Annotated in this window: 18 protein-coding genes and 1 riboswitch; of the genes, 5 read left to right on the forward strand and 13 right to left on the reverse strand. The window is 45.9% G+C overall.

Going from position 1 to position 23557, the window contains the following annotated elements; translation table 11 throughout:
• Nucleotides 1–88: 88 nt before the first annotated feature.
• Nucleotides 89–961: a DMT family transporter gene (locus ACSFXN_RS04160; RefSeq protein ID WP_437148923.1), complete on the forward strand. Its 873-nt coding sequence runs from the start codon at nucleotides 89–91 to the stop codon at nucleotides 959–961.
• Nucleotides 962–1170: 209 nt separating this feature from the next.
• On the opposite strand, the gene hutH is transcribed toward ACSFXN_RS04160, so the two are convergent.
• From hutH to hutU, 6 genes are all read right to left on the reverse strand, one after another.
• On the reverse strand, nucleotides 1171–2724 hold the full coding sequence (hutH, locus tag ACSFXN_RS04165) for a histidine ammonia-lyase (RefSeq protein ID WP_437148924.1): 1554 nt from the start codon (nucleotides 2722–2724) through the stop codon (nucleotides 1171–1173).
• 112 nt (nucleotides 2725–2836) lie between these two features.
• Nucleotides 2837–4180, reverse strand: coding sequence for a Na+/H+ antiporter family protein (locus ACSFXN_RS04170; RefSeq protein ID WP_437148925.1), 1344 nt, complete (start codon nucleotides 4178–4180; stop codon nucleotides 2837–2839).
• Between the two features lie 168 nt (nucleotides 4181–4348).
• Nucleotides 4349–5512: a M20/M25/M40 family metallo-hydrolase gene (locus ACSFXN_RS04175; protein ID WP_437148926.1), complete on the reverse strand. Its 1164-nt coding sequence runs from the start codon at nucleotides 5510–5512 to the stop codon at nucleotides 4349–4351.
• Nucleotides 5481–6779, reverse strand: a complete 1299-nt coding sequence (gene hutI, locus ACSFXN_RS04180) for an imidazolonepropionase (protein ID WP_437148927.1) — start codon at nucleotides 6777–6779, stop codon at nucleotides 5481–5483. Before hutI ends, ACSFXN_RS04175 begins: the two co-directional genes overlap by 32 nt.
• Before the next feature lie 41 nt (nucleotides 6780–6820).
• Nucleotides 6821–8152 (reverse strand): YjiH family protein, encoded by a 1332-nt coding sequence (locus ACSFXN_RS04185; RefSeq protein WP_437149159.1) that lies wholly within the window; start codon nucleotides 8150–8152, stop codon nucleotides 6821–6823.
• A 204-nt stretch (nucleotides 8153–8356) separates the two neighbouring features.
• Nucleotides 8357–10075, reverse strand: coding sequence for a urocanate hydratase (hutU, locus tag ACSFXN_RS04190; RefSeq protein WP_437148928.1), 1719 nt, complete (start codon nucleotides 10073–10075; stop codon nucleotides 8357–8359).
• A 432-nt stretch (nucleotides 10076–10507) separates the two neighbouring features.
• On the opposite strand from hutU, the gene ACSFXN_RS04195 reads away from it, so the two are divergent.
• Complete coding sequence (locus tag ACSFXN_RS04195; protein WP_437148929.1) at nucleotides 10508–12217, forward strand: sigma-54 interaction domain-containing protein; 1710 nt, start codon at nucleotides 10508–10510, stop codon at nucleotides 12215–12217.
• Between the two features lie 83 nt (nucleotides 12218–12300).
• Here the strand turns inward: ACSFXN_RS04195 and ACSFXN_RS04200 are convergent, their stop codons facing one another.
• The 4 genes from ACSFXN_RS04200 to ACSFXN_RS04215 all read right to left on the reverse strand — a co-directional run bounded on the left by ACSFXN_RS04200 (nucleotide 12301) and on the right by ACSFXN_RS04215 (nucleotide 16876).
• Nucleotides 12301–12537: a hypothetical protein gene (locus tag ACSFXN_RS04200; RefSeq protein ID WP_437148930.1), complete on the reverse strand. Its 237-nt coding sequence runs from the start codon at nucleotides 12535–12537 to the stop codon at nucleotides 12301–12303.
• Nucleotides 12538–12650: 113 nt separating this feature from the next.
• A complete protein-coding gene (locus tag ACSFXN_RS04205) occupies nucleotides 12651–13190 on the reverse strand; it encodes a DUF2179 domain-containing protein (RefSeq protein ID WP_437148931.1) in 540 nt (179 codons plus the stop codon).
• A gap of 30 nt (nucleotides 13191–13220) precedes the next feature.
• A complete protein-coding gene (locus ACSFXN_RS04210; protein ID WP_437148932.1) occupies nucleotides 13221–15266 on the reverse strand; it encodes a CocE/NonD family hydrolase in 2046 nt (681 codons plus the stop codon).
• The gene (locus tag ACSFXN_RS04215; protein ID WP_437148933.1) at nucleotides 15266–16876 is read right to left on the reverse strand and encodes a BCCT family transporter; all 1611 of its coding nucleotides are present in this window, start codon (nucleotides 16874–16876) and stop codon (nucleotides 15266–15268) included. Before ACSFXN_RS04215 ends, ACSFXN_RS04210 begins: the two co-directional genes overlap by 1 nt.
• Before the next feature lie 146 nt (nucleotides 16877–17022).
• Here ACSFXN_RS04215 and ACSFXN_RS04220 point away from each other — a divergent pair, with 146 nt between their 5' ends.
• A complete protein-coding gene (locus ACSFXN_RS04220; protein WP_437148934.1) occupies nucleotides 17023–17685 on the forward strand; it encodes a TetR/AcrR family transcriptional regulator in 663 nt (220 codons plus the stop codon).
• Between the two features lie 148 nt (nucleotides 17686–17833).
• Nucleotides 17834–18193, forward strand: coding sequence for a hypothetical protein (locus ACSFXN_RS04225; protein WP_437148935.1), 360 nt, complete (start codon nucleotides 17834–17836; stop codon nucleotides 18191–18193).
• 59 nt (nucleotides 18194–18252) lie between these two features.
• On the opposite strand, the gene ACSFXN_RS04230 is transcribed toward ACSFXN_RS04225, so the two are convergent.
• Both ACSFXN_RS04230 and ACSFXN_RS04235 read right to left on the reverse strand, forming a co-directional pair.
• Nucleotides 18253–19758 carry a sodium:solute symporter family transporter gene (locus ACSFXN_RS04230; RefSeq protein ID WP_437148936.1) on the reverse strand — a complete coding sequence of 502 codons (1506 nt, stop codon included), beginning with the start codon at nucleotides 19756–19758 and terminating at the stop codon, nucleotides 18253–18255.
• A 117-nt stretch (nucleotides 19759–19875) separates the two neighbouring features.
• Nucleotides 19876–21267 carry an LLM class flavin-dependent oxidoreductase gene (locus ACSFXN_RS04235; protein WP_437148937.1) on the reverse strand — a complete coding sequence of 464 codons (1392 nt, stop codon included), beginning with the start codon at nucleotides 21265–21267 and terminating at the stop codon, nucleotides 19876–19878.
• A gap of 121 nt (nucleotides 21268–21388) precedes the next feature.
• A riboswitch (SAM riboswitch) is annotated at nucleotides 21389–21495 on the reverse strand.
• A gap of 322 nt (nucleotides 21496–21817) precedes the next feature.
• On the opposite strand from ACSFXN_RS04235, the gene ACSFXN_RS04240 reads away from it, so the two are divergent.
• Nucleotides 21818–22366, forward strand: a complete 549-nt coding sequence (locus tag ACSFXN_RS04240) for a GNAT family N-acetyltransferase (protein ID WP_437149160.1) — start codon at nucleotides 21818–21820, stop codon at nucleotides 22364–22366.
• Nucleotides 22367–22451: 85 nt separating this feature from the next.
• On the opposite strand, the gene ACSFXN_RS04245 is transcribed toward ACSFXN_RS04240, so the two are convergent.
• Nucleotides 22452–23012 (reverse strand): maltose acetyltransferase domain-containing protein, encoded by a 561-nt coding sequence (locus ACSFXN_RS04245; RefSeq protein WP_437148938.1) that lies wholly within the window; start codon nucleotides 23010–23012, stop codon nucleotides 22452–22454.
• Between the last annotated feature and the right edge of the window lie 545 nt (nucleotides 23013–23557).

The following is a 23557-nucleotide window of genomic DNA, read 5'->3' on the forward strand; positions in this document are numbered from 1 at the left end:
CCGCAGTATTGCGGATAGGAACAATAAAAGAAAGAGCCTCTCTCTTTCTTTTTTCTTTTTGATTAGCAGAAAGGCAGGAATTTTGGTTTTGAGGAATAAAATATGGTTCACTTATGCAATCCTTTTGTTTTGTGTTATCGCCTGGGGCAGCAATTTTGTCTTTGGCGCCATTTTAGTAGCAGTTTTCGATCCCAGCATCATCGCTGTTCTGCGTTTGATCTTTATCTTGATTTTTCTTTTCTTCGTGACGTTCCGGGCTGTAAAAGTCCAGAAACTGACCGTTCACAATTATATCTTCCTGGCAATTGCCGGATTTATAGGCGTCTCTTTAAACCAATGGAGCTTTTATGCAAGCCTTCAATTCACTGAGCCGGTAACGGCTGCTTTAATCCTTGCGCTCTCTCCCATTGTGACTTCGCTTCTTTCTTCTTACTGGTTTAATGAAAAGAAAACCGCACGTTTCTGGTTCGGTTCCTTTATTGCGTTAACAGGCGTCTGGCTGGTCATTTCAAATGGCAGCCTGCTGATTCCAAGCATCGGCAAAGGCGAATTATTGATTGCGCTGACGATGCTGTCTTTTTCGGTATTTTTGATTTTCGTCCAGCATTTGTCCAAGACAATCCACCCTGCTGTTATTACTTGGTACAGCAATGTTTTCGGTGTCATCGGATTGATCCCTTTTATCCCTTGGGAAAATGCCAGCCAAATCTGGGCAATCCCGATTCCTTATTGGCTGCTGCTGATTGCGACAGCCGTTATTATGCACGGCTTATGTACGCTCTTATGGAACAATTCCATCCAAAAGGTAGGCGCTTCAAAAGCCTCCCTTTTGCTGAATTTAGAACCCTTTATCGCGATGCTTTTCAGTTTGATGATTTTGGGTCAGGCCATTCAAATGCTTCAAGTAGTTGGAGCAACTATCATTCTTGTCGGCGTTGCCATTTCTCTTCGGACAAAATAGAAGCCTCTCCAATTGGAGAGGCTTTAACCGAAAATTTTGAATGCCTGGAAGGAAATTTTTATATCGAAAAATCACCAATCAAAAATTGAATATCACAAGCCTACATGAGACAAGAGATTGAAATACGATATGTTTCTCCTTCAAAATTAAACGGCCGCCCTTAACCGGAATTACAGGAAAAGGTGGCCGTTTTTATTGTTCATGTACGTTTAAGGCAGCTGTTTCAATGTGTCGTCGCGCAAAATAAATTGCGCCAGTTCTTCCATCTGATCTGAGATGGCACGGTCTTCTTTCAGTGGCGGACAAATTTCTCTGACTTTTTCCATATAAGCCCGTGTAGCAGGTGCCAATTGATTTTCCGCTTGCTCAAGGTAAATTGCCTGTGAAGCGCAGATTAATTCAATAGCAATGACACGTGCGCTATTATGGATGATTTCTCGTGCTTGACGTGAGCCGATTGTCCCCATGCTGACATGGTCTTCCTGGTTGGCGGATGTCGGAATGGAATCTACGCTTGCAGGATGGGCCAGTACTTTGTTTTCAGATACGAGGGCCGCTGCCGCGTACTGCACAACCATTAATCCGCATTCCAATCCTGGATCTGTCGCAAGGAACGGAGACAAGCCGCTCAACTGAGGGTTCACCAGCCGCTCTGTTCGGCGCTCAGAAATATTGGCCCATTCTGCCGCACCAACTTTCATAAAATCCATAGCCAAGGCAATCGGCTGGCCGTGGAAATGGCCGCCGGAAATGATTTCACCGTTTTCCAGAATAATTGGATTGTCTGTTGCGGAATTGATTTCAATTTTCAGGCGGTCCTCCACATAATTGAACGCCTGCCAAGAAGCGCCGTGCACTTGGGGAATACAACGGATGGAATAAGCATCCTGCATGCGAATCTCCCCTTGATGGGTAATTCGCTTGCTCCCTTCCAGCCAATTGCGCATCCTTGAAGCTACAATTTCAAGTTCCGGATGCGGACGCACTGCCAACAATTCACTATCGAATGCTGAAATGATGCCCTGCAGCGCTTCCATCGTCAGACAGGCCGCCATATCTGCGGCAAGACCGAGACGTTCTGCCTCGTTAAGCGCCACAACTCCTACTCCTGTCATGGCTTGAGTGCCATTGATCAAAGCGAGGCCTTCCTTTGCTTCCAGCGCAACCGGCTTTAGCCCAGCACGGCTGAGTGCTTCTGCACCGCTCAGCACTTCTCCCCCATATTCCGCCTTTCCTTCGCCAATCAAAACGATGGCGATATGGGCAAGTGGCGCCAAATCACCGCTGGCGCCAACTGAACCTTTACAAGGAACAATCGGATGCACCTTTCGGTTGATCATTTCAGTCAGCAATAGCAACGTTTCTTCTCTGATGCCGGAAAACCCTTTGGCGAGTGCATTCGCCCGCAGTACCATCATGGCTCTGACAACCGGAGTCGGAAGAGGATCTCCGACCCCCACTGCATCTGCCCGCAATAAATTCAGCTGCAACTTGGCAATATCTTCTTCGTCAATGACGATATCGCTTAATTTCCCGAATCCGGTGTTCACTCCGTAAATCACTTTTCCGTTTCGCAGCTGCGCTTCAATCCGTTCCCGGCTTGCCCGCACTCTCTTTAAGTCTGATTCAGGCACAACCACTTTAGCATCGCTGTATACCACCCTTTCGATTTTATGCCTGTCCAGTGTTTTTCCGTCCAATTCAATTATCAAACTGTAAGCTATTGTTGAAGTTTCACTTTCAATCGTTTTTTCATTGGTCATTTTCTCCACTCCCCTGACTGTTCAATCCCTTTAAAAATATCACTATTCCCTTGTATTGCCTATCTATGTTTTATGCTTCCGCCGGAACTTTTCCTCCTGAATTTGGATAACCTTATAAAACCATCGCTGCAACCAATCCGAAGATAAACAACGGGATATTATAGTGAAGGAATGTCGGTACGCAAGTATCCCAAATATGATTGTGTTGGCCATCCGCATTCAATCCCGAGGTCGGCCCTAATGTAGAATCCGAAGCTGGAGAGCCCGCATCTCCCAATGCTCCTGCCGTTCCGATCAAAGCGGCTGTCGCTAAAGGGCTGAATCCCATTAACAGGCACAGAGGAACAAATACAGCAGCTAAAATCGGCACCGTGCCGAAAGAGGTTCCAATACCCATCGTCACCAAAAGGCCAATCAAAAGCAGGATGGTGGCAGCCAATAACTTGCTGTCGCCAAGAATCGATCCAACTGAGGTCACGAGTTCCGTCACTGCTCCAGTCTCTTTCAAGATGGTTGCATAACCTGAAGCGATCAGCATGATAAAAGCAATTGCTCCCATCAATTTCACGCCTTCCTGGACCACTTCTTCCCCTTCTTTTAACGTGACAATACGGCCGATGAACATGACAATAATCCCAGCCATTGCTCCCACGACAAGCGAGCCAAAGGAAATTTGCGTAACCAGAGCTACTGCGATGGCCAATAACGTGACCAAGGTTTTGGGATTCATTGTCGGTTGCTTCACAATTCCAAGAACATTTCCTGCAGGGGCTGTCGCTTCAGTTGGCTCGACAAGCTCTTCTTTTGTCTGGCCATCGTCATACTTCCGCGGCTTCCGATACGTGATGAAGAGGGCTATAAACAGCCCGACAAACATTCCGATAGAAGGAATCGCCATTGCCAAAGGAATTTGGGACATGGAAATCTCCATACCACTCGCTTTCATCTCCCCGGCAATGATTCCATGGAAGATAAGTCCATAGCCAGCTGGGATTAGCAGATAAGGCATTTTCAAACCGAAGGTAAGTGAACAGGCAACAGCTCGCCGGTCTATCTTTAAATAATTAAAGAAAATGAGCAAAGGCGGTATTAGAATTGGGATAAACGCTATATGGACCGGAATCAAATTCCCCGATAAACAAGTGAGTCCGGCAATCAGCAGCAGAAGTACCACTTTCTTTGTTTTTTTCATAGCGAGCAGTTTATCGATCAATGTTGTGGTAATCCCTGAGTAAGCGATCATCGCCGCAAATATCCCTAATAATATATAACTCATAGCTGTTTCTGATTGTCCGCCCATGCCGCCAAGGAAGAGTGATACCGTATCCGATAAAGACAGATTCGCCGCAAGGCCCGCTACGCAGGCAGCGATCAGCAAAGCAAAAATAACATGGACTCTCATCAAACTTAAGATGGTCAGGACAATAACTGACAATACGACCGGATTCGTTAACATACAGCGCCCCCTTTTGGATTTATTCCTGCTTAGAGAATTGCTTTCAAGGTCTTTCCGGTTTGAAATGGGCCAAAGACAGCATGAAATTCTCTCATCTATGGCCATTTAGTTTTTCTTCGCCCAAATTCATTGCAACCGTTTTCATCTTAATCTGTTCTAAAAAGCATCTTATTTCTTATGATTGATATACCATTGTTCAATAAGAGCCGCAGTCATTCGGCCTGTGTTGATGAGATTTTCGATGCTGATGCATTCCCTGAAGGAATGGATGTTCTGAAAGCCATTGCCCAAAGTTAGGCAAGTGAGTCCGTTTTCGTTTAATACATTGGTGTCTGCTCCGCCAAGTGTTTCGGTTAAATATGTTTGGACGCCAATTTGCTGTCCGGACAGCAAAGCGGTTTTTGTCAGGATATGGTCCTCCGGAATATCAAAACCGCTGTATTTTTTCTCTAACCGGACTTCAACAGTTCCGCCGTGTTTTTTGGCCGCTTCCTGCATTTCTTTTGCCATTTCACTCAATTGTTTATCAAGCTTGTCTTTCGAAAAGCTGCGCACTTCGCCTCCAATGGTAACACTTCCTGGAATAATCGATGTAAGTTCCCCGCCTTCAATAACCCCGATATTCGCTAAGGTTTCTTCACTGATCTTGCCAAGTTTCATAGCCGACAGCCCTTCCGCAGCTATAAGAAAAGCACTGTTTCCCTCTTCTGCGTTCAAGGCGATATGAGCAGCATTCCCTTTCACTTCCATCCAGATCCGGCTGCTGTAGGGCCCTTTCAAAATGATTTGCCCGACATCACCGCTGCTGTCGAAAATATAGCCTGCCTTACTTTTCGCTTTGCTGTAATCCATATGGCGGGCTCCGACAAGTCCCGGCTGTTCGTTGACGGTCAATATGAATTCAATCGGCCCGTGCGGCGTACCACTTTCTATAATAGCGCGCACCGCTTCCAGGTAAGAAGCGAGTGCAGCGCGGTCATCAGCCCCTAAAATTGTAGTTCCGTCAGAATGGATGACGCCGTCTTTGATGACCGGTTTCAAGCCTTCTGTTGGCAGCACGGTATCCATATGGGTGGAGAAAAATAAAGGGGGAATCGAAGGATCCGTCCCTTCTTTCCAAGCTATAAGGTTGCCCACTTCGCCAGCGAAATTTTTATGGGCTTCATCAAACTCCATAGTGAATCCCAGTTCCGGAAGCACTTTTACCAAATAATCTGCCACAAGCCTCTCTTTTGTGCTCGGGCCATTTATTTTTGCGAGTTCCAGAAAAAGTTCCAGTAAACGCTGTTCATCTACCTGCTCAGCGGCTGTACTCTTTTGAGTCTGCGTCATATATTAGCACCTCCATATTGTTTCTGCTTCTGATGACTTGTCCATTCTTTATAACAGTCTCCACAGCATTCGTGCCAAGTTCATAAGCTATATGCTTGTATGTCGGAACATCCCAAATTTGCAGATCTGCTATTTTTCCGGCTTCTATCACTCCCCGGTCATCCAGATCCAAGGCCCGTGCTCCTCCAGAAGTGGCCGCTTTAATGGCTTCTTCTACTGAAAATTGATATTGGCGGCATGCCAGATTGATGACAAATTGCATCGACTGAGTATAGCTGGCAGGGCAAAGATCCGTAGCAAGTGCGACTTCCAATCCCAAATCCAGCATTTTTCTGGCATCAAAAGGCTTTTTGTGGCCGACCGCAAAATCCAGCGCAGGCATCAGCACTGCCGTTACGTTAGTTTTCGCAAGTTTTTCCATCACTTCCACCGGAGTATAATTCATATGGTCAAGTGAGACCATGTCTAAACTGAGTGCCAGATCAGACCCGCCGATATAAGAATAGGCATCGGCATGGAGCTTCGGTTTCATCCCATAAGCCATGCCTGCTTTTAAAATCTTTTCCGAATCCTCTGCTGTGAAATACCCTTCATCACACCAAGCGTCGCAGAATTCGGCAAGTCCGAGTTTTCCGATTTCCGGAATCATTTCTTCAATAATAATGTCCAGATATACTTCTTTCGACATGCCTTCAGGAAAGCCATGAGCTCCTAAAAAAGTATTCAGAATATCAGCAGGTGTTTCTTCCGCCAACCTTCTCCCTATTTCCAAAATCTTTATCTCGCTGTCAGTCGTCAAACCGTAACCGCTTTTGCTTTCAATAGTGGTAATGCCATAGTCCAGCATGGTCTCCACTCTTTTCTTAGCCTGCCGGAACAGCTCTTCCGCTTCTGAATCGCGGGTCAGCTCAATGGTGCGGTTCGGTCCTGTCTTGATCCCCAATTTCTTTAGTTCTTCAGGACCGTATCCTGCCACTTTGTTGGCGTACTCTTCGACCCGTGTTCCATAAAAGACCAGGTGAGTATGGCAATCCACAAATCCAGGAGCCACCACTTTTCCGCTGGCATCAATCTGTTGGGCTTTCTCCATGCTAAATTCCGATTTGAATTGTTCCTCCGTCCCGATGCCGACGATTATCCCTTCTTTCACAGCAATCCAAGAACCCAGTTCCACTCCAAGGTCGGCGTTTCCCGCCCCTTTGCACGTTACGACTTCCGCCGCATTTTTGATGATTAAATCCACTTCAATGCCAGGCAAACTGATCATTCCTCCTTTTTCATTCGGTTACTTTCTCAAAATCTTTCAGATTAAAGAAACAAAAATGCAAGCGGTGTGATCATGATTAATGTCAATACGGTTCTGATCAGCCAAATGCTAAGCAAATGACTCATTTTAATCGGTATTTCCGTTGAAAGAATGCAGGGTATCAATGCAGAAAAAAACAAGATGGTTGATATTGATAACGAACCGATGATAAAACGGGTATGCAGATCGGCTTCGAGCACAACTAATGAAGGCAAAAACATGTCAATCAAGTTAATGGCTGCAGCTTTTGCCGCCAGCAATGGTTCTGGAATTTGAAGCAGCCATGTTAACGGATAAAAAAGATAGGCCAAATAGTCAAAAATCGGCGTGTAATTGACAAGTATCAATCCCATCAATCCAATTGACATGATGGATGGCAATATGCCCATCGCCATTACTAATCCATCCTTTACGTTGGCTGTTATATTGTTTTTTAATCCCGGTGCATTATGCGCTGTGGCCATTGCCTCTTTCCATGCGTATCGAATGCGTTTCGTCTTGATCATCTCTTCAGGAAACCCTTTATCTGTGTAATAATCGTCGCTGATTTTATTGATGGGCCAAATTCTTACAGTAACTGCGGTTACCGCAAAAGTGACTAAAAACGTAAGCCAGAAGTACAGATTCCAGATATGCATCAAATCCAGGGTTTTAGCCACGACTATCATAAATGTAGCAGAAACGGTAGAAAAACCGGTGGCAATAATCGTCGCTTCTTTCTGCGTATATTTCCCTTCTTTGTAGATGCGGTTGGTAATCAGCAAACCGATTGAGTAGCTGCCAACAAACGAGGCAACAGCATCAATTGCAGACCTTCCAGGCGTTCTCCAAAGCGGCCTCATGATTGGCTGCATAAAGACACCGATAAATTCCAGTAAGCCATAGCCTACCAGCAAAGCCAAAAAAACGGCTCCTATCGGCACTAGAACACCGATGGGGATGAGCAGGTTATAAAACCAGTAAGGACCCATATCTTCCGCCATGAGCCAAACAGGGCCTGCTTCAAATAAAACAAGAAAAGCCGCAACGGCCCCTAATACTTTAAAACCGGACAATACCGTTTCTACCTTGCTCTTGCGCCAGGTTTTTGTATAGAACGGATAAACAGCTCCTAGAGCCACAATAATCATCGTATAATAAGCAGCAGCCGTACCAGTTACCGTCCGAATCCATGTCACAAGATGATCTAACGGGATGGAGCTTTTACCATTCAATTCTATGGGGATAAAAAACATGAATATCCCGATAACGCTGAAAAAGAAGAATTTGAAAGCGTTGCGGATTGAATAAATATTAAGCGTTTCCGCTTCAACAAGTTGCCGGCTTTTCGACATCTCTTTTTGTTCAATCAACTCTTTCCCCCCTCTCGTTTCCTGTTGGCACTGCTAACTGCCAGAACAGCCTTTTCAGAAAAAGAGTCTTCCAAAATCCCAGCATCAAGCCCTAAAAAGGAAAGGAGGAGTCCTGAATGGCTAACTTCCTCCGAATAAGAATTCTTCAGCTAAAATGGGTTTTCTATACAGAAAATTTATGGCTTATCAATTAGTAACTTGCTTTTTCAAATCTTTCGGGCCGAACGTCGCTTCTTTTTTCCACCAAAGCGGAATCTGGATGCTTTCATCTGTTAATTTACCTTTTCCATTTGCTACGTCCTGGGCAATTTCGTAACCTGCTTGTGCATGACGGACAACCCCGATTCCTGAATCGACAGTCATCGCCACTTCAAGGCGCATATCGGATTCAGCCGTTCCGTCAGCGATCATCGTTACACCGGTATGAACCGCTTCGCCCATTGAGTAGTTCGCCTGGATAGCAATAAGGTCGCACATGCCGACAGCGTTTAAAAGACCATTCAGCATCGGCCAGTCAGAGATTAAATCGCTGCCGTCTTTCATATTTTCTGATTCGAAGGTCGGGTTGACAATTGATCCCGAATCCAAGTTATCTCGGGAGAAAGCAACCGGTCCGGCAAGTTCCCCGCGGCGAATCATGTCATTGACTTCCAATGCGAAAGCTTTCCGCTGGCCAAAGCCCATATAACAGATGCGTGCCGGAAGAGCTTCAATCGGGATATGTTCTTTCGCAAGCTTGATCCAGCGAGTCACTAAATGGTCGTCACTGAATTTCTCTAGAATCATGTCATCGATTTTGCGGAGGTCTTCAGCTTCTCCTGACATGCAAATCCACCGGAATGGCCCGCGTCCTTCACAGAAAAGTGGGCGGATATATTCCGCTACGAAACCTGGCAGCCGTTTTGCTTCTTTTTCATCCATGCCTGCATCAATGCATTCTTTGCGGTGGCTAGTTCCATATTCAAACGAATGAACTCCAAGATCCATAAATTTAATTAGCGCTTTCAATTCACGGACCATCGTTTCGCGTCCTTTTTCCAAATACAGGTCGCGGTCCGTATCGCGAAGCTCTTCCGCTTCTTGAACTGTGTAGCCGGATGGCAGATAGGAAATCGGATCATGTCCCGGTGTCATTGAAGTCGAGATATCCGGAAGCCAACCTTTTTCGAGCACTTCTTCAAAAACATCTGCAGCGTTTCCAACTACTGCAATGCCGAGAGACTTTCCTTCAGCAGCATATTCTTTCGCTTTAGCAATCGCTTCATCCAATGAACCAGCTAATTCGTCGATAAATCCTTTTTCAATGCGGCGGTTGATGATCTCAACGTTTGCGTCAACCAGAATCGCTACCCCTCCATGCATTGTCATTGCGCGTGTCTGATTCCCGCCCATGCCCCCTGCACCTGCCGTCAACAGAATTTTGCCGACAAGCGAATCGTTATAATGCAGCCGGGCAATTGCCGACAATGTCTCAAATGTTCCTTGGATAACGCCTTGTGTGCCGATATATTCCCAAGGAGCCGCTGTATAGTTGGCGTAAATTGTCAGGTTTTTGTCTTGCAAATCATAGAAAGTCGGCCAGTCCGCTTTCATAATGTTAGTGGTAGCCATAACTACCGTTGGCGCATATTTATGTGTTTTGAAAACGGCAACCGGCATCCCCGACTGGACAACCAATGTTTCGTCATCTTCAAGTTCCTTTAAAGTTTTCACAATCGCATGATAAGATTCCCAGTTGCGCGCCGCTTTGCCAATGCCGCCGTAGATGACAAGCTCTTCCGGTTTTTCTGCGTTTTCCATATTGTTTTCCAGCATTCTTAAAATCGATTCTTGTCTCCATCCTTTACAACGAAGTGTAGATCCTCTTTGTGCTTTCACTGAATACAAAATTTCCGGTTGTGTCATTACGCATTCCTCCTACTTTCTCTTAAGTTAGTTTTAGTGGTTCGTTTATTTATATTGCAATAAGCGTGCCAAATTTAGAAAAATGCAAAAAGAATTATAAAAAGCCAGTAAAATTGCTTGTTTTGTACTTCAATTTATTCTTTTAATTGGAAAAAGCGTATTAAAAACTTTCCTCCATGTTTCAGTTCTCTATAAAAGTGCAGATAAATTAACGCTTGTTTTAAAGAAACTTATAGTTTTTTTAAAAAACCCTTTATTTCTTGGCTAAAAAGGTTTTTTGGAAATGCAGATAAATTTTGCATTCGAAATATTCAAAACAGTCAAAAAGTGTTAAACTGCTTTTATATGCTTTAATTTATTGCTTTTAAATAGCAGATGAAGTGCAGAATACGGGGCACAGAGGAAGTTTTTCTTATAAAGGAGTGGAATGTTTTGTCAGCTAAATCATTGGGAACGATAATTAGAAGCTTCGTAGATGGCGTCATTGTTTTGAACGAACATTACGAAGTTGTATGGCATGAAATCTCTGAAAAGTTCGGATTACTTGTGCAGCATGGACAGCATATACGCAATTTGTTAGATTGCAGCTCAATCGACTTTGACCAGACTGGACCGACCGACTATTTGTTGAATGGAAAAAAAGTAGCAATTGAATTGAAAAAGTTCAGCATTGAACCCTCATTCATCTTTTTATGCATCAATGAATTTCGAGAAGATATCAAAAATTTAGAGACCGAAGTATATTGTTTGAAGAAAATCATCGATTCTCTTGAAGAAGGAGTGATGATGAGCAATTCTGAAGGGGAAATAATTTTATATAATAGCGCTCAGGAAAAAATGGAAGGATTGAATAGTTACGATATTCTTGGAAAAACGCTATGGTCTGTTTACAATTACAATCCTCAGCATTCTGAGCATAAACATACTTTTAAAACAGGAAAGCCGATTTTTTCAAGATACAAAGCCCATGCAACCATCAACGGCGTTCCGCGATATGTGAATTACAGTACTTACCCTGTCAAGAGAGATGGCGACACAATCGGAGTTTTTTCCATCAGTACCAATGAATCAAAGCTAAAAGACATGCTGCATCAAACAATAGAAGTAAAAAGGCAGAGAAAATCCGACGACAGCAAGAAAATCGTCTATGAGAATGGCACAATTTTTACTTTTAATGACATCAAAGGAAAAAGCCTGATCCTTAAAGATTTGATTAAGGAAGCTCAGAATGTTTCTCTCTACAATTCTGACACACTGCTTGTCGGGGAAACGGGAACTGGAAAAGAATTGTTTGCACAAAGCATGCACAATCACAGTCTTCGAGCTTCAAAACCTTTTGTTGCTATAAACTGTGCAGCCATTCCCGAAAACCTCTTAGAGAGCACATTATTCGGCACTGTAAAAGGAGCGTTTACAGGAGCTGCAGATCAGACCGGCCTATTTGAATATGCACAGGATGGCACTCTCTTTTTAGATGAAATAAATTCCATGCCAGTTTCTCTGCAAGCAAAATTGATGCGCGCTCTTCAGGAACGGGCCGTCCGGAAAGTTGGATCAAATAAGCTTATACCGGTAAAATGCACTATTATCAGTGCTTCAAATGAAGATCCGGAACTTTTGATTGAAGCTAACAAAATGCGGATAGACCTATTTTATCGGATTGCCCATGCCAGCTTATATATACCGCCTTTAAGAGAACGCACGGAAGATATCCATTATTTTCTGGATTATTTCCTAAAAGCCTACCAAACCAAATTAGGCAAAACAGTTCCCGGCTTATCGGCCGCTTTAACGGCGGCTCTGCTGAACTATAACTGGCCAGGCAACACACGCGAACTTGAACATTTGATTGAAAATCTGGTGATACGGGTGCCGGAGACTGCTGAAAAAATTGATTTAGAACACTTGCCGTCTTATATGAAAAGAAAATTGATTCATTCTCAGACAACTGTGGAACGAGAACAGTTAAACAGCGTTAATAGACCGTTAAAAGAGATATTCAGTAATTCCCAGAAATATTATATAGAAGCAACTTTGCGCGAGGTTAATGGGAATGTATCTCAAGCAGCTAAAAAGCTAGGGATTACCCGCCAGAGCCTGCAATACCATCTCAAGAAATATGGCCTTTCATCACCTTTTTGAGAATAATGTGAGATGAATTTCATAAAAACAGCAAAGGAGTTGTCCCAAATTACTTTTGGGACAACTCCTTTGCTTGAATACTATCATTCTTCTTCCGGCACATCCAAAATTTTTATCGTCTTGAAACCCAGAATGACTTTATAATTGAGTCCCCAATTGGCGGAGATGACTTCAAATTCAGAATCCGTGACTTTGAAGTGCATGACGGTGTCGTGCTCGTCGTCAATGACGATGTAGGTATTGGCATTTGAAAACAGCGTGAATGATTTATGCGCGATCAATGTCCAGCCGTGTTTCAGGCCGTGGCTTTTGTTGCCCATGGCTACACCTCCTTAGCGGATTCAAAACGGCGAAGAAATTTTCGTCTCGTTTTATCCATTATAACGACTAGCAATGAAAAAAGCAGACGCATTCGCGTCTGCTCAAAAAGTTTTCATGCTCTTCGATTAATCCCACCTGCAGATTTAATCGGATTTGTGAGAAAGCCACCATTATACCGGTTTGGTTCGTAGGAAATGATGAAAGCCTTCGGTGATAATCCTGTCACAAAATCACGCAATTTTTTCTCATTTTTCCGCTTTGCCAGGACTTTCATGCAAAGCCTTGCTCCGTCTTTGCCTTCCGCCATCCAGGAAGTGACTCCATAGCCTTTCTCTCGAACTTGAAGCGGCAGTTCCAATTCCAAGGCATCGACAATAATATCAAAAACGATATAGCCAAGCGCCAAACGATTTTCGATAATGCCTCCGAGATAAACTCCCAGTCCCCAGCCAGCACAATAGGCGGCAACATTCAGCGGCTTATCCAAGTTATCAAGAACGATGGTCAATCCCATTAAATAGATGAACACTTCTGCCATGGACAAAACTGCAGCAACTTTCCGGTAACCTTTAATGACCAAAATCATCCGCAATGTAAAAAGTGTCATGTAAGCAACGTTGATAAGGATAATGAGCAATAGAATTGAATTCACAAGGTCCCCGCCTGTCGTTAGGATAGCCGATCACATAAAATCGCGATCAACTTCAAAGGTTCTGCATGTATCGTAAACCACTTTGTCTCCTTCGAGCGCTTTCAATTGGCTGGTGATATAGAATTTCTGTGCATCAGAAACCATTGTGCTGCTAGATTCCAGGCGTGTCTGCCAATCTTTTCGGCCGACTGTCAATGTCCAGTCGCATTGGACCGAAGCGGACAGCGGATCTCCTTCTGTAATGCGGTAGACGTTTTTATTAGTACTGCCGTATTCAAGGCCATTAGACGGAAGCCGCCGGCATCCCTCATCTGAAAAGTCATCCAGGACCCATTCATTCGTCACCGTATTATGGCGGATTTCCCGCGTCCGTCCTGATTCACGCAGCACTTCGCGTTCCATGACCGCCGCTGTTTCCGGATGTTTGAACGGAATGATGTCTTCTGGCCTCGTCTTGTTGCTGTATGCAGGCAGAATCAGCTTCGTATCCTCATCTTTGATGATTTGTATTTGCGCTTCTTCTGCAGCAGGCCACGCATGCGGCCAGTAAGTCGGAGCCACTGATAATTGCAGACGGTGACCCTTCGGCACTTTATATCCGATGGCATCAAGTTCAACAGTCACGGTAACCTCTTCCCCTACCGGCACATCCTCCGGAAATTCATGGCTGTTGCGATGAGTCAAATTGAGTTGACCCCAACTGATCAGCTTGGAAGTTCCAAAAGGTGAAAGGTCGCACAATCGCACTGCCAGATTCGCCCGTTTTTTGTCGCACTGGAGTTTAATCTGCATTTTCGGGAAACCGAGGATTGCCAGTTCTTCCTGCAGCTCTTTACCCGTAAAGGTATTTGATAAACCATTTTCAATCGCCTGATCGGAAGCCATATCCCCTTCCTGTCCAAATGGGCAGTAAACGCCGGCGTACAACCCGTGCTGCTGATGCGTCATCAAGTTTTCCTTGGCGCCGACAGGTTGTTGAATCAATTGCCGGTCGCCCAGGTAGAAGCTTTTTTCTTCGGTATTTGGAGTCGGCCAGCTGTCTTCAAGCACCCACTCTCCAGGACGGACAGCATAATCCGTCTTCGGCGGAACTGCATCCTGCAGCCATATGCGCAGCACCGGTTCATCCATGATGCCGGTTTCTTCTTCTTTCAGCCACTGATCCCACCAGCGCAGGCATTCCTGCAAGAAACCGATTTGAGGGCCAGGCACCGCCACTTCCGGATATTCATGCGCCCATGGGCCGATCAATCCTTTTTTCGGCCCTTTCAAATTCTGTATCAGGCGGAACACGGCGTTCGTGTAGCCATCCGCCCAGCCGCCGACGGCATAAACCGGAATCTTGATGTCATCGTAATTCTCGCAAACCGAGCCATGTTTCCAGTAACCATCCCGGCGCTGATGGCGCATCCATTCTTCAACAAACGGCGGTGTCTTTTCCAGACGCTCCAGCCAATTTTCACGCCATGCCTCCCCTACATGTTCTGGATCTGCTGGACGTGCGTTATAGACGAGCATCGTCGAAGCCCACCACAGCATGTCCGAGGCGAGCAAAGCGCCGCCTTTATAATGGACGTCGTCCGCATAACGGTCATCCGTCGAGCACAGTGTAATGATGGCCTTCAGCGCAGGATGCTGCAATGCCGCGACTTGCAGCCCGTTAAATCCGCCCCAGGATTTCCCAATCATGCCAACCGAACCTGTTGACCAGTCCTGTTTCTCGATCCAGTCGAGCACTTCAAGCGCATCATCCTGCTCCTGTTGGGCATATTCGTCGTAAATGATGCCTTCGGAGTCGCCGCAGCCGCGCATATCCACACGGATGCCGGCATAGCCATGCCCGGCAAAGTAAGGATGCCGGATTGAATCGCGCAATGCGGTGAATTCGTTTTTCCTGTAAGGAAGATATTCCAAGATCACGGGGACCGGATTAGCCGTGGCACCTCTTGGAATCCATAATTTTGCGGACAGGCGTGTGCCGTCCGACATCGGTATCCAGACATGGTCCGTCACTTCCACTTCATGCGGGAATTCTTGTTTGACCCCTCGCGTGCTTTCCCGAACGTTAAAAACCATTACTCTTTCACCTCTTTAGCATTTTTCAATAAAACCTTAGCGGCTTTTTGTTCTATTACAAGTTTACCTGATGCTGGAACCTCCTGAACTATTGCTTCATTCCCCGCAGGAACGTCCGGATAATCCTGCTTCAGCCATCTCAAGAGCGAAAGCGTCAGAAGCAGATAAAGGATAATGACCGGCACGGATACAATAACAGAAGAGGTCTGAATCACTTCAAGTCCGCCAATCATCAATAGTGAAACTGCCAGGATGGCAAGAACCGCTCCCCACAGCATACGGTGCCAGCGTGCAGGTTCCTGTTCGCCTATCAATTCTTTTGTGGCAATCGCCGATAAAATATAAGTCGCCGAATCGAGAGAAGTTGCCAAGAAGATAAAAGCGAGCACTGCAAAGAATGGCAAGACCAGGAAGTCGAGCGGCATTGATTTTAAAATTTCCACGATGGCAGCTGGTCCCCCGCTGCTGTTCAATACTTCGATGACATTCAATTTATTCGTCAACTGCAGGTTCATCGTATAGCCGCCGAATATACCGAAATAAATCCAGCTTCCAAGCGAGCCCCACAGCAAAATGTGCATGATCAGTTCACGAATGGTGCGCCCTCTGGAAATTCGTGCCACGAACAAGCCGATAAACGGGGCGGTAGCCGCAAACCATGCCCAATAGAAAACCGTCCATGCCTGCGGGAATCCGCCTTTTGCAATCGGATCGGTTGAAAAGCTCATCAATGCGAAGTTCTGTAGCATCAGCCCGAAACTATTGGTGAAGTTCGACAAGATAAATAAAGTAGGTCCGGTGATCAATACAAACAATGCCAACCCCAGTGCCAAATAAACATTCCAGTCACTGAGTTTGCGTATTCCCTTGTACAAGCCCATATAAGCACTGGCGCCATAAATGACTGTCCAAATGACAATGATGATGATGCTCAGCTGCAAAGATTGCTGGACTCCGAAAATTTCCCCGATGACTGCCGACACCATCGGCACCCCAAGTCCGAGTGAAGTTCCAAGCCCGCCAACAAGGCTCCAAATGACCATGATGTCGATGATTTTCCCAATCGGTCCATCTGCATGTTTTCCTAAAATGCCTCTGCAGGCTGTACTGATTTTCAACGAACGGTTTTTCTTTACGAAAAACGAATAAGCGATGACCACTGTCGGCAGGGCGTAAAGTGACCATGCGGAGATGCCCCAATGGAACATGCCGTATGCTACTGCCCATTCCGCTGCCTGAGTGCTGTTAGGCTCTATCCCAAAAGGTGGTCCCATATAGTAGTACATTGGCTCCATCATCGACCAGAACATGATGCTTGTGCCCATCCCGGCGCAGAACAGCATGGCGCCCCAACTGAAAGTCGAGAATTCCGGTGCTTCATCCCCCAGCCGGATTTTGCCGTATTTGCCGAAAACCAGCCAAATCAATAGAATGAACAAGCCGAAAGTCAGGAACTGGAATGCCCAGTCCAGATTGTATGTAATGTCTGTCATCATCTTGCTCATTACCGGTTCTGCCGAATTCCGGAAAATGACCAATGTCAGTGTCGCGATAAAAATCACCACCAGCGAAGACCAGAAAACCGTTGGATCAATTTTCACTTTCCCCATCATTTCTCCCCCTTTTTCTTCCAAAAAGGTAACCGTGATTATTTTGTAATCATGATTACCTTTTATTGTTGTTTATGTTAGCATGGTGTTATAAGAATAATCAATATTTTTTAAAAATATTTATTTTTTCAAGGATGTGAAGCTTTATGGATAAAAAAGAAATAAAAAAACGCCGGATGTGGACGTATTTTATCGATGCCACGGAAGAGTTGATAAAATCGGAAGGTCTGCAGCAGGTGACAATTCGCAAAGTGGCGGATAAAGCAGGCTATAATAGCGCAACCATTTATAATTATTTCGGTGAATTATCACATCTGTTGTTTTTTGCATCATTAAAGTTTCTAAAGCCTTATATTGATATGGTTACTTTGGAAATGAAGAAAACGGACGATCCCATAGAAAAATACTTGATCGCTTGGGAAATTTTCAGTGAATACTCGTTTAAAATCCCTGATATCTTCCATTCAGTTTTCCTCATGGACCTTGGCGAGCACCCTGAAAATCTGCTGGTCCATTATTATGAGCTATATCCTTCAGATTTACTGGCCGTTCCGGAAGAACTGCAGCCTGCTTTGATGGAACGAAGCATCGATAACCGGGGACGCTTTGCCATCAATGCCATTGTCAGAGCAGGATTGCTCGATGAAGTACAGGCAGAAGAACTGAACGAACTCACCAACCTGATTTGGCAAGGCATGTTTACCAACGTACTGAACAACCGCAATCATTATTCCGCTGAAAAAGCACATGAGCGTACCATGAAATACATCCGGGAAATCGTAGAAACCAGAATTGCTGTGAAACAATAAAGAGAAACTCCATTCAGCGGGACTTTCCTGATTCACTGACTGTTAAACGTTGATAACCTTGAACCGGCAGATTAGAGATGAAAAATGTTTTCTTCTACTATCAATTCTTCTATAATGAAGGAAGTCTGACTAAAGAAGGAAATGAAATATGGAACAAACGTTATGGTTTATTTACGCAGCACTTTTAGGCACGACCACTATTGGTTTTTTGATCCACAGCCGCCATGCGGATTTCCCAATCAAATTCGACTTGGCTGTATCCGTGGTGACATGGATCGGATTGTTCGGTTTTGTGACCAATAATCAAATTCTTGATCCGCTTGTATGGAAAATCGTCTTTTTCGGCGCTTTGCTTTGGGATATCCTGTTCGCTTTTAAATTGAAAAATCAGTTTGAGGCACAAGAGCCGGAAGCGGCAACCGGTGTTGCAGGCACCCTGTTTATGGCAATCTCAACAATCATTTTGCTCGGGCCTTTGTATTACGGCCTGTTCCAATATGCGTTTTAACTAAAAGAAGAACCTCCTAGCATTAGGAAGGTTCTTCTTTTTGCATATTTTGCACATATTCAAATGGCTTGTTGCGCTGTTTTATCCCTTTTCTTGGTCGCTTCTGCAAGCAGGCTTCCTGAAATCATGAAGAAGAAGCCAAGTATCGAACTGAAAAACATAGCCTGAAATACATGGCTGACAGTTCCAGAACTTGTCAGGAACATATAGCAGCCTGCTCCGCTGATGACCGAAGCGATGGCCCCGGTTTTATTGGCATGCTTCCAGAAATAGCCGAGACTGATCGGCGCTGCGATGCCGCTGATGATAGCCGATGTACCGAAATTGGTCAATAAGGCCAATGATTCCGGCCGGTTGAGTGACATGAACAGCGAAACCAGTCCAATAAAAACCAAGGAAATTTTCGAGGCTTTGAGCACTTTTCCATCAAGTTCCTGTTCAGACAGGTTTTTGTTTTTATACAGCAATGGCACCGCCAAAACTTTATAGAGGTCATTGCCGATGCTGTTGGTGATGCCAAGATACAGGCTATCAGTCGTCGACAGAATGGCAGAAATCAATCCCATCACGAGCAACGCAACGATGACTACCGGGAAGGCTTCCATGATATACGCCGGAATGGCGCTGTCCGCTGAAGCTAGACCCGGCAGGATGACGCGTGCAGCAAGGCCGGCAAATACCGAAAAGACGGACAAGACGAAAAGAGAAAGCCCGGCAGATAAAGTGAAAGTCCGCAAATCCTCTTCCTTTTCGACTGTCAGCACTTTATTCATCAGATGCGGCAGCAGCACGAAAGAAAACAACAGCCACTGGATGCTTAAGATGGCAAAGCCGCTATAGAAGGGCCCGCCGTTTGAAAGGGGTGCCACTAGCGAAGGATCAATTGCCCGGAGTTCCGAGTGGAGCGTGCCGAAGACATTCCAGCCGCCGCCAATTGTCCACAGCAGTGACACGAACAACAGGATTGAAACGGCTGCCATCGCCGCGCCCTGTACGCCGTCACTGACAATTTGGGCAAACGCGCCGCCGAGGCTGACGTAGACAATGGTGATGCCGACACCGATTGCGATGCCCCACATATATGGGATGCCGATGACCGTTTCAAACATTGTAGCGAGCCCGACATTCTGGCCCACAATATAGTAGATATTGAACAATACTAGAAGCGCCACGATCACCTGCAATGTTTTGCTGTTGTAGCGGTTGCCTAGCCATTGCGGAAGCGTCAGGCTGCCGCCATTCTTCTGGCCATAGCGCCAGAAAGTCTTCGTGAACAGCAGCAAACCGAGCCATGTCACGCCAAAACAGCCAATGGTATACCATAATGTCGATAATCCATATGTATAGGCCCAGCCGGGAACCCCAAGAAATAAATTCGCACTCGCGTAAGAGGTGCCGAAGCTCATGCCGACAAGCGCCGGGCTTATCTTGCCTTTGGCAAGAGCGAAGCCTTTCATCGAACCGCTGTGAACAGCGCCTTTCTTACCGAGCCAAGTCGTCCATGCAAAATAGCCAATAAGCATTACGATGATAAATGGAAGCAACCATGTTGTGTCTTCACGCATTGCCATCTTCTCCTTTCCGTTTCGGTTTTGGATAGATTTTATTCCATAGAGTCAGTCCGGCGATCCAGAAAACCGCGACACTGATCCAGTAAGCTGTAATCATGTCCATTCCCCCTTCTAGTTTTCAATTGGCTGATGCAATTGCTTATAGCTGGCACCAGGATGCGTTTCTTTCAATCCGGTCTGGCCTTTGCCGTAAATTTTTTCGCGGTACGTGCCTTCTGCATATTCTTTTTGGACAAGGCCGCGCTCCTGCAAGACCGGAATGACAAGTTCGACAAAGTCCACGAAACTTCCAGGGGCAAGGGTATAAGCAAGGTTGAAGCCATCGACACCTGTTTCTTCCACCCAATGTTCGATTTCATCCGCGATTTGTTCCGGCGTCCCTACTGCAACCGGCCCTCTGCCGCCAATTCCGACAAACGTGGCAAGTTCACGGATGGTCCATTTGCGGTCCGGGTCGGCGCGCGTAAACACTTCGACTGCCGATTGCATGGCGTTGCTTTGGATATATTCCAAAGTTTCGTCTGGATCGTATCCGGAAAAATCGATGCCCGTCCAGCCGCCGAGAAGTGCAAGGGCCCCTTCATAGCTGACATAGCTTTTCAGTTCCTCGTATTTCGCTTGCGCTTCCGCTTCTGTTTTTCCAACGATGGCGGTGAACGTTGTGTAGACGATGACGTCTTCTGGATTGCGGCCGTTTGCCTGGATGCGTTCACGCAATGCGGTTACCCCTTTTTTCACGACTTGGGTGGTCGGGCCGGCTGTGAACACCGATTCCGCATGCTTTGCCGCAAACTCACGGCCGCGCGGTGAAGCGCCTGCCTGGAACAGAACCGGCGTACGCTGCGGCGACGGTTCCGACAAATGAGCTCCAGGAACTTTGAAATATTCCCCTTCATGCCGGATGTCGTGCACTTTTGACGGGTCGGTGTATACTTTCGCCTGTTTATCACGGACGACGGCGCCGTCTTCCCAGCTTCCTTCCCATAGCTTATAGCAGACTTCCAAGTACTCCGCTGCAAAATCGTAGCGCTGATCGTGGTTCATCTGGTCTTCGAGCCCAATATTGAGTGCCGCGCTTTTCAGATAGGAAGTCACGACATTCCAACCGATGCGCCCTTTCGTCAAATGATCCAATGTCGACATGCGCCGCGCAAATGTATAAGGATGTTCATGACTGACCGAAGCGGTAACACCGAAACTCAAATGTTTGGTGACCGATGACATCAGCGGCACGACCAGCAGCGGATCATTGACTGGAGACTGGACCGCGTTGCGAAGCGCAGCATCCCGGGAGCCATTATAAACATCATAAGTACCCAGCACGTCCGCCAGGAACACCGCATCGAATTTCCCTTTTTCCAACAGCTTGGCAAGTTCAATCCAGTATTCACTGTCAGTGTAGGTATGGGAACGATCGTCTTCATGCACCCATAATCCAGGGGACTGATGCCCACCCGCACACACCATTTCAAATGCGTTCAAGTAAATCCGTTTCTTCGTCATATATATTCCTCCTCATTTTTATTCATTAAATTTGTGCGGTGCCGTCTGCTGAAAAATATAAAAAGCCCTCTTTTTCTCAACGAACGAGAAAAGAGGGCTGCATAAATGGACAGGATCCGCTCTCTTATCTCCCAAGAAAAAATCTTGCTGGAATTAGCACCTTTCTGACAAATGTCAGAGGTTGCTGAAGCGTCAACGGGCCAGTCCCTCGGCTTCTCTGGATAAGATTATTAAATTTAAATCCAATCATAATACTAGGAAATCAAGAAGTCAACCAAACATTTTAAATTGTTCGACTATTTTTATGGTATTCATTTACAGATTATCTATGAAACCTTTTCCTTGCGCCTTTTAAAGCGCTTTCAAAAATTCTCAATCTTTTTATTTTACTGCAAACTTTTTTCACATTGTTTATTGCCATCCATTTTCAAAAACTCTAAGATGAAAGTACTAGAGGTTAAGGGGTTGAGGTTATTGCGTACAATAGGCAGGTTTTCAATAAATGAGGTGTGCAAAAATCACAAACGCTAAGGAGGCTGACATGACAACCATTACTTCAAACCTTTTTACCGGAGAAAAGCTGAAGCTTTCACTGCCGCGAGAAGAAGACACAGACATTATGCTGAAATGGGGAGAAGACGCTGACTATATGCGGAATATCGATACGGAGTTCGCCCTTCCCCGCAACCGGGAGCAACTGGCAAGCGAAGGTGCGCCAAATCCTAATGAAGCCTATTTCCGGCTAAGAACAATTGACGGGGACCGTTTGATCGGCTTTACCGTCATCCATTCGATTGAATGGAATAACCGCGCCGGGATGATGGCCATCGGCATCGGGGATGCTGCAGACCGCAGCAAAGGCTACGGATCGGATGCGCTAAAGCTGATTCTCCGCTACGCTTTTCATGAATTGAACCTGGATCGGGTCGGCCTGGAAGTGATCGAGTACAATAAAGGCGGTATCCGGGCTTATGAGAAAGCAGGTTTTCAAGTGGAGGGCCGCAAACGCTCGATGGTGTACCGCGATGGCAAACGCTTTGACGTCATCGTGATGGGCACTTTGCGCCCGGAATGGGAAGCAATTCATTTTGAAAACTGAATACCAACAGTCCGGCATCGAGTGAGATGCTGGACTGTTTTAATGTTGCAGAAATTGCTGCAGTTTTATTAGTATTTTTCACTGGCTATTGTTCCAGTTGTTTGATGACTCTTGCCGGATTTCCTCCGACAAAGACACCCGCCGGCACGTCTTTCGTAACAACCGCACCGGAAGCGATGACGGTGTTGTCCCCGATTGTTATGCCAGGATTAATCACAGCCCGTCCGCCGATCCAGACATTTGCTCCGATCGCAACCGGCTTCCCGAACTCCAATCCTGCGTTTCGTTCTTTCGCATTCAGCGAATGTGTCGCTGTGTAAATATGGACGCCCGGCCCCATCATACAGTTTGCTCCGATCCGGATTTCGCAGACATCCAATAAGACGCAGTCAAAATTAGCGTAGAAATTCTCGCCAACATGGATGTTATAGCCGTAATTGCAGTGGAATACCGGTTCGACTTCCAGTTTGTTTCCCGTTGACCCAAACAGTTCCTTTAATAAGCCGGTTCTTCTGTTGGCATCCGTTTCCAATGACTGATTGAACAGCCGGGTCAATCTCCGCGCCTGGAGTCTGTCACTCAGCAGTTCAGGGTCAGTCGCATCGTAAAGCGCACCTAGCAGCATTTTCTCTTTCTCGCTTCTCATGTGATCCTCTCCCATCTATGGCTCTTTTTTATATCATCTTACTTCTCCAGCCAAATGGCTACAGAAAAAAATCAATTGCCATAGATAAATGAACCTCGGAGACAGCCTAAGAAAGAGCCTTTGTTTTAAAGGCTCTTTCTTAGGCTGTCGAGAAACTCTTATTCTCTTTTTTCATTTCGCTCTAGGACGGACGCTTTCCGTGGGGTGCGGCCCTAAGCCTCCTCGCTCGCTGGCGAAGACCTTGTGCTCCTGCATCGCTGCGCTAGCTTCGTCGCAAATGAACGGGGCAAATTGCTTTTGCCCCGTTCATTCCCTGCGGGGTCTCAGGACTCGCCCTATTCCCACAGGAGTCGCCGCCTTCCGCTACATTCAGCTTCCTTTTGTTACCTTTAGAGATTCTCTGGAATAGGGAGCTGATTCGGAAAGCTCTTTAATGTTTGTTCCTGCTCCTTAGATATGGAGCCAACCAGCGGAGAAAACCGTACTGCTCCTGCATCGCTTCGCTGCTTCGTCGCAAAGACTTGGCTTCACAAACCTCGGCCAAT

Origin of the sequence: Planococcus sp. 1R117A, assembly GCF_051417975.1 — a bacterium.
GTDB classification, from domain to species: domain Bacteria; phylum Bacillota; class Bacilli; order Bacillales_A; family Planococcaceae; genus Planococcus; species Planococcus shenhongbingii.

Bases quoted from the DNA above. Each gene is read 5' to 3' on its own strand.
- hutU (WP_437148928.1), bottom strand. From the start codon at position 10,075: ATGACACAACCGGAAATTTTGTATTCAGTGAAAGCACAAAGAGGATCT.
- hutH (WP_437148924.1), bottom strand. From the start codon at position 2,724: ATGACCAATGAAAAAACGATTGAAAGTGAAACTTCAACAATAGCTTAC.
- ACSFXN_RS04185 (WP_437149159.1), bottom strand. From the start codon at position 8,152: ATGTCGAAAAGCCGGCAACTTGTTGAAGCGGAAACGCTTAATATTTAT.
- ACSFXN_RS04220 (WP_437148934.1), top strand. From the start codon at position 17,023: ATGGATAAAAAAGAAATAAAAAAACGCCGGATGTGGACGTATTTTATC.
- ACSFXN_RS04175 (WP_437148926.1), bottom strand. From the start codon at position 5,512: ATGACGCAGACTCAAAAGAGTACAGCCGCTGAGCAGGTAGATGAACAG.
- hutI (WP_437148927.1), bottom strand. From the start codon at position 6,779: ATGATCAGTTTGCCTGGCATTGAAGTGGATTTAATCATCAAAAATGCG.
- ACSFXN_RS04230 (WP_437148936.1), bottom strand. From the start codon at position 19,758: ATGCGTGAAGACACAACATGGTTGCTTCCATTTATCATCGTAATGCTT.
- ACSFXN_RS04210 (WP_437148932.1), bottom strand. From the start codon at position 15,266: ATGGTTTTTAACGTTCGGGAAAGCACGCGAGGGGTCAAACAAGAATTC.
- ACSFXN_RS04225 (WP_437148935.1), top strand. From the start codon at position 17,834: ATGGAACAAACGTTATGGTTTATTTACGCAGCACTTTTAGGCACGACC.
- ACSFXN_RS04215 (WP_437148933.1), bottom strand. From the start codon at position 16,876: ATGGGGAAAGTGAAAATTGATCCAACGGTTTTCTGGTCTTCGCTGGTG.
- ACSFXN_RS04170 (WP_437148925.1), bottom strand. From the start codon at position 4,180: ATGTTAACGAATCCGGTCGTATTGTCAGTTATTGTCCTGACCATCTTA.
- ACSFXN_RS04235 (WP_437148937.1), bottom strand. From the start codon at position 21,267: ATGACGAAGAAACGGATTTACTTGAACGCATTTGAAATGGTGTGTGCG.
- ACSFXN_RS04245 (WP_437148938.1), bottom strand. From the start codon at position 23,012: ATGAGAAGCGAGAAAGAGAAAATGCTGCTAGGTGCGCTTTACGATGCG.
- ACSFXN_RS04200 (WP_437148930.1), bottom strand. From the start codon at position 12,537: ATGGGCAACAAAAGCCACGGCCTGAAACACGGCTGGACATTGATCGCG.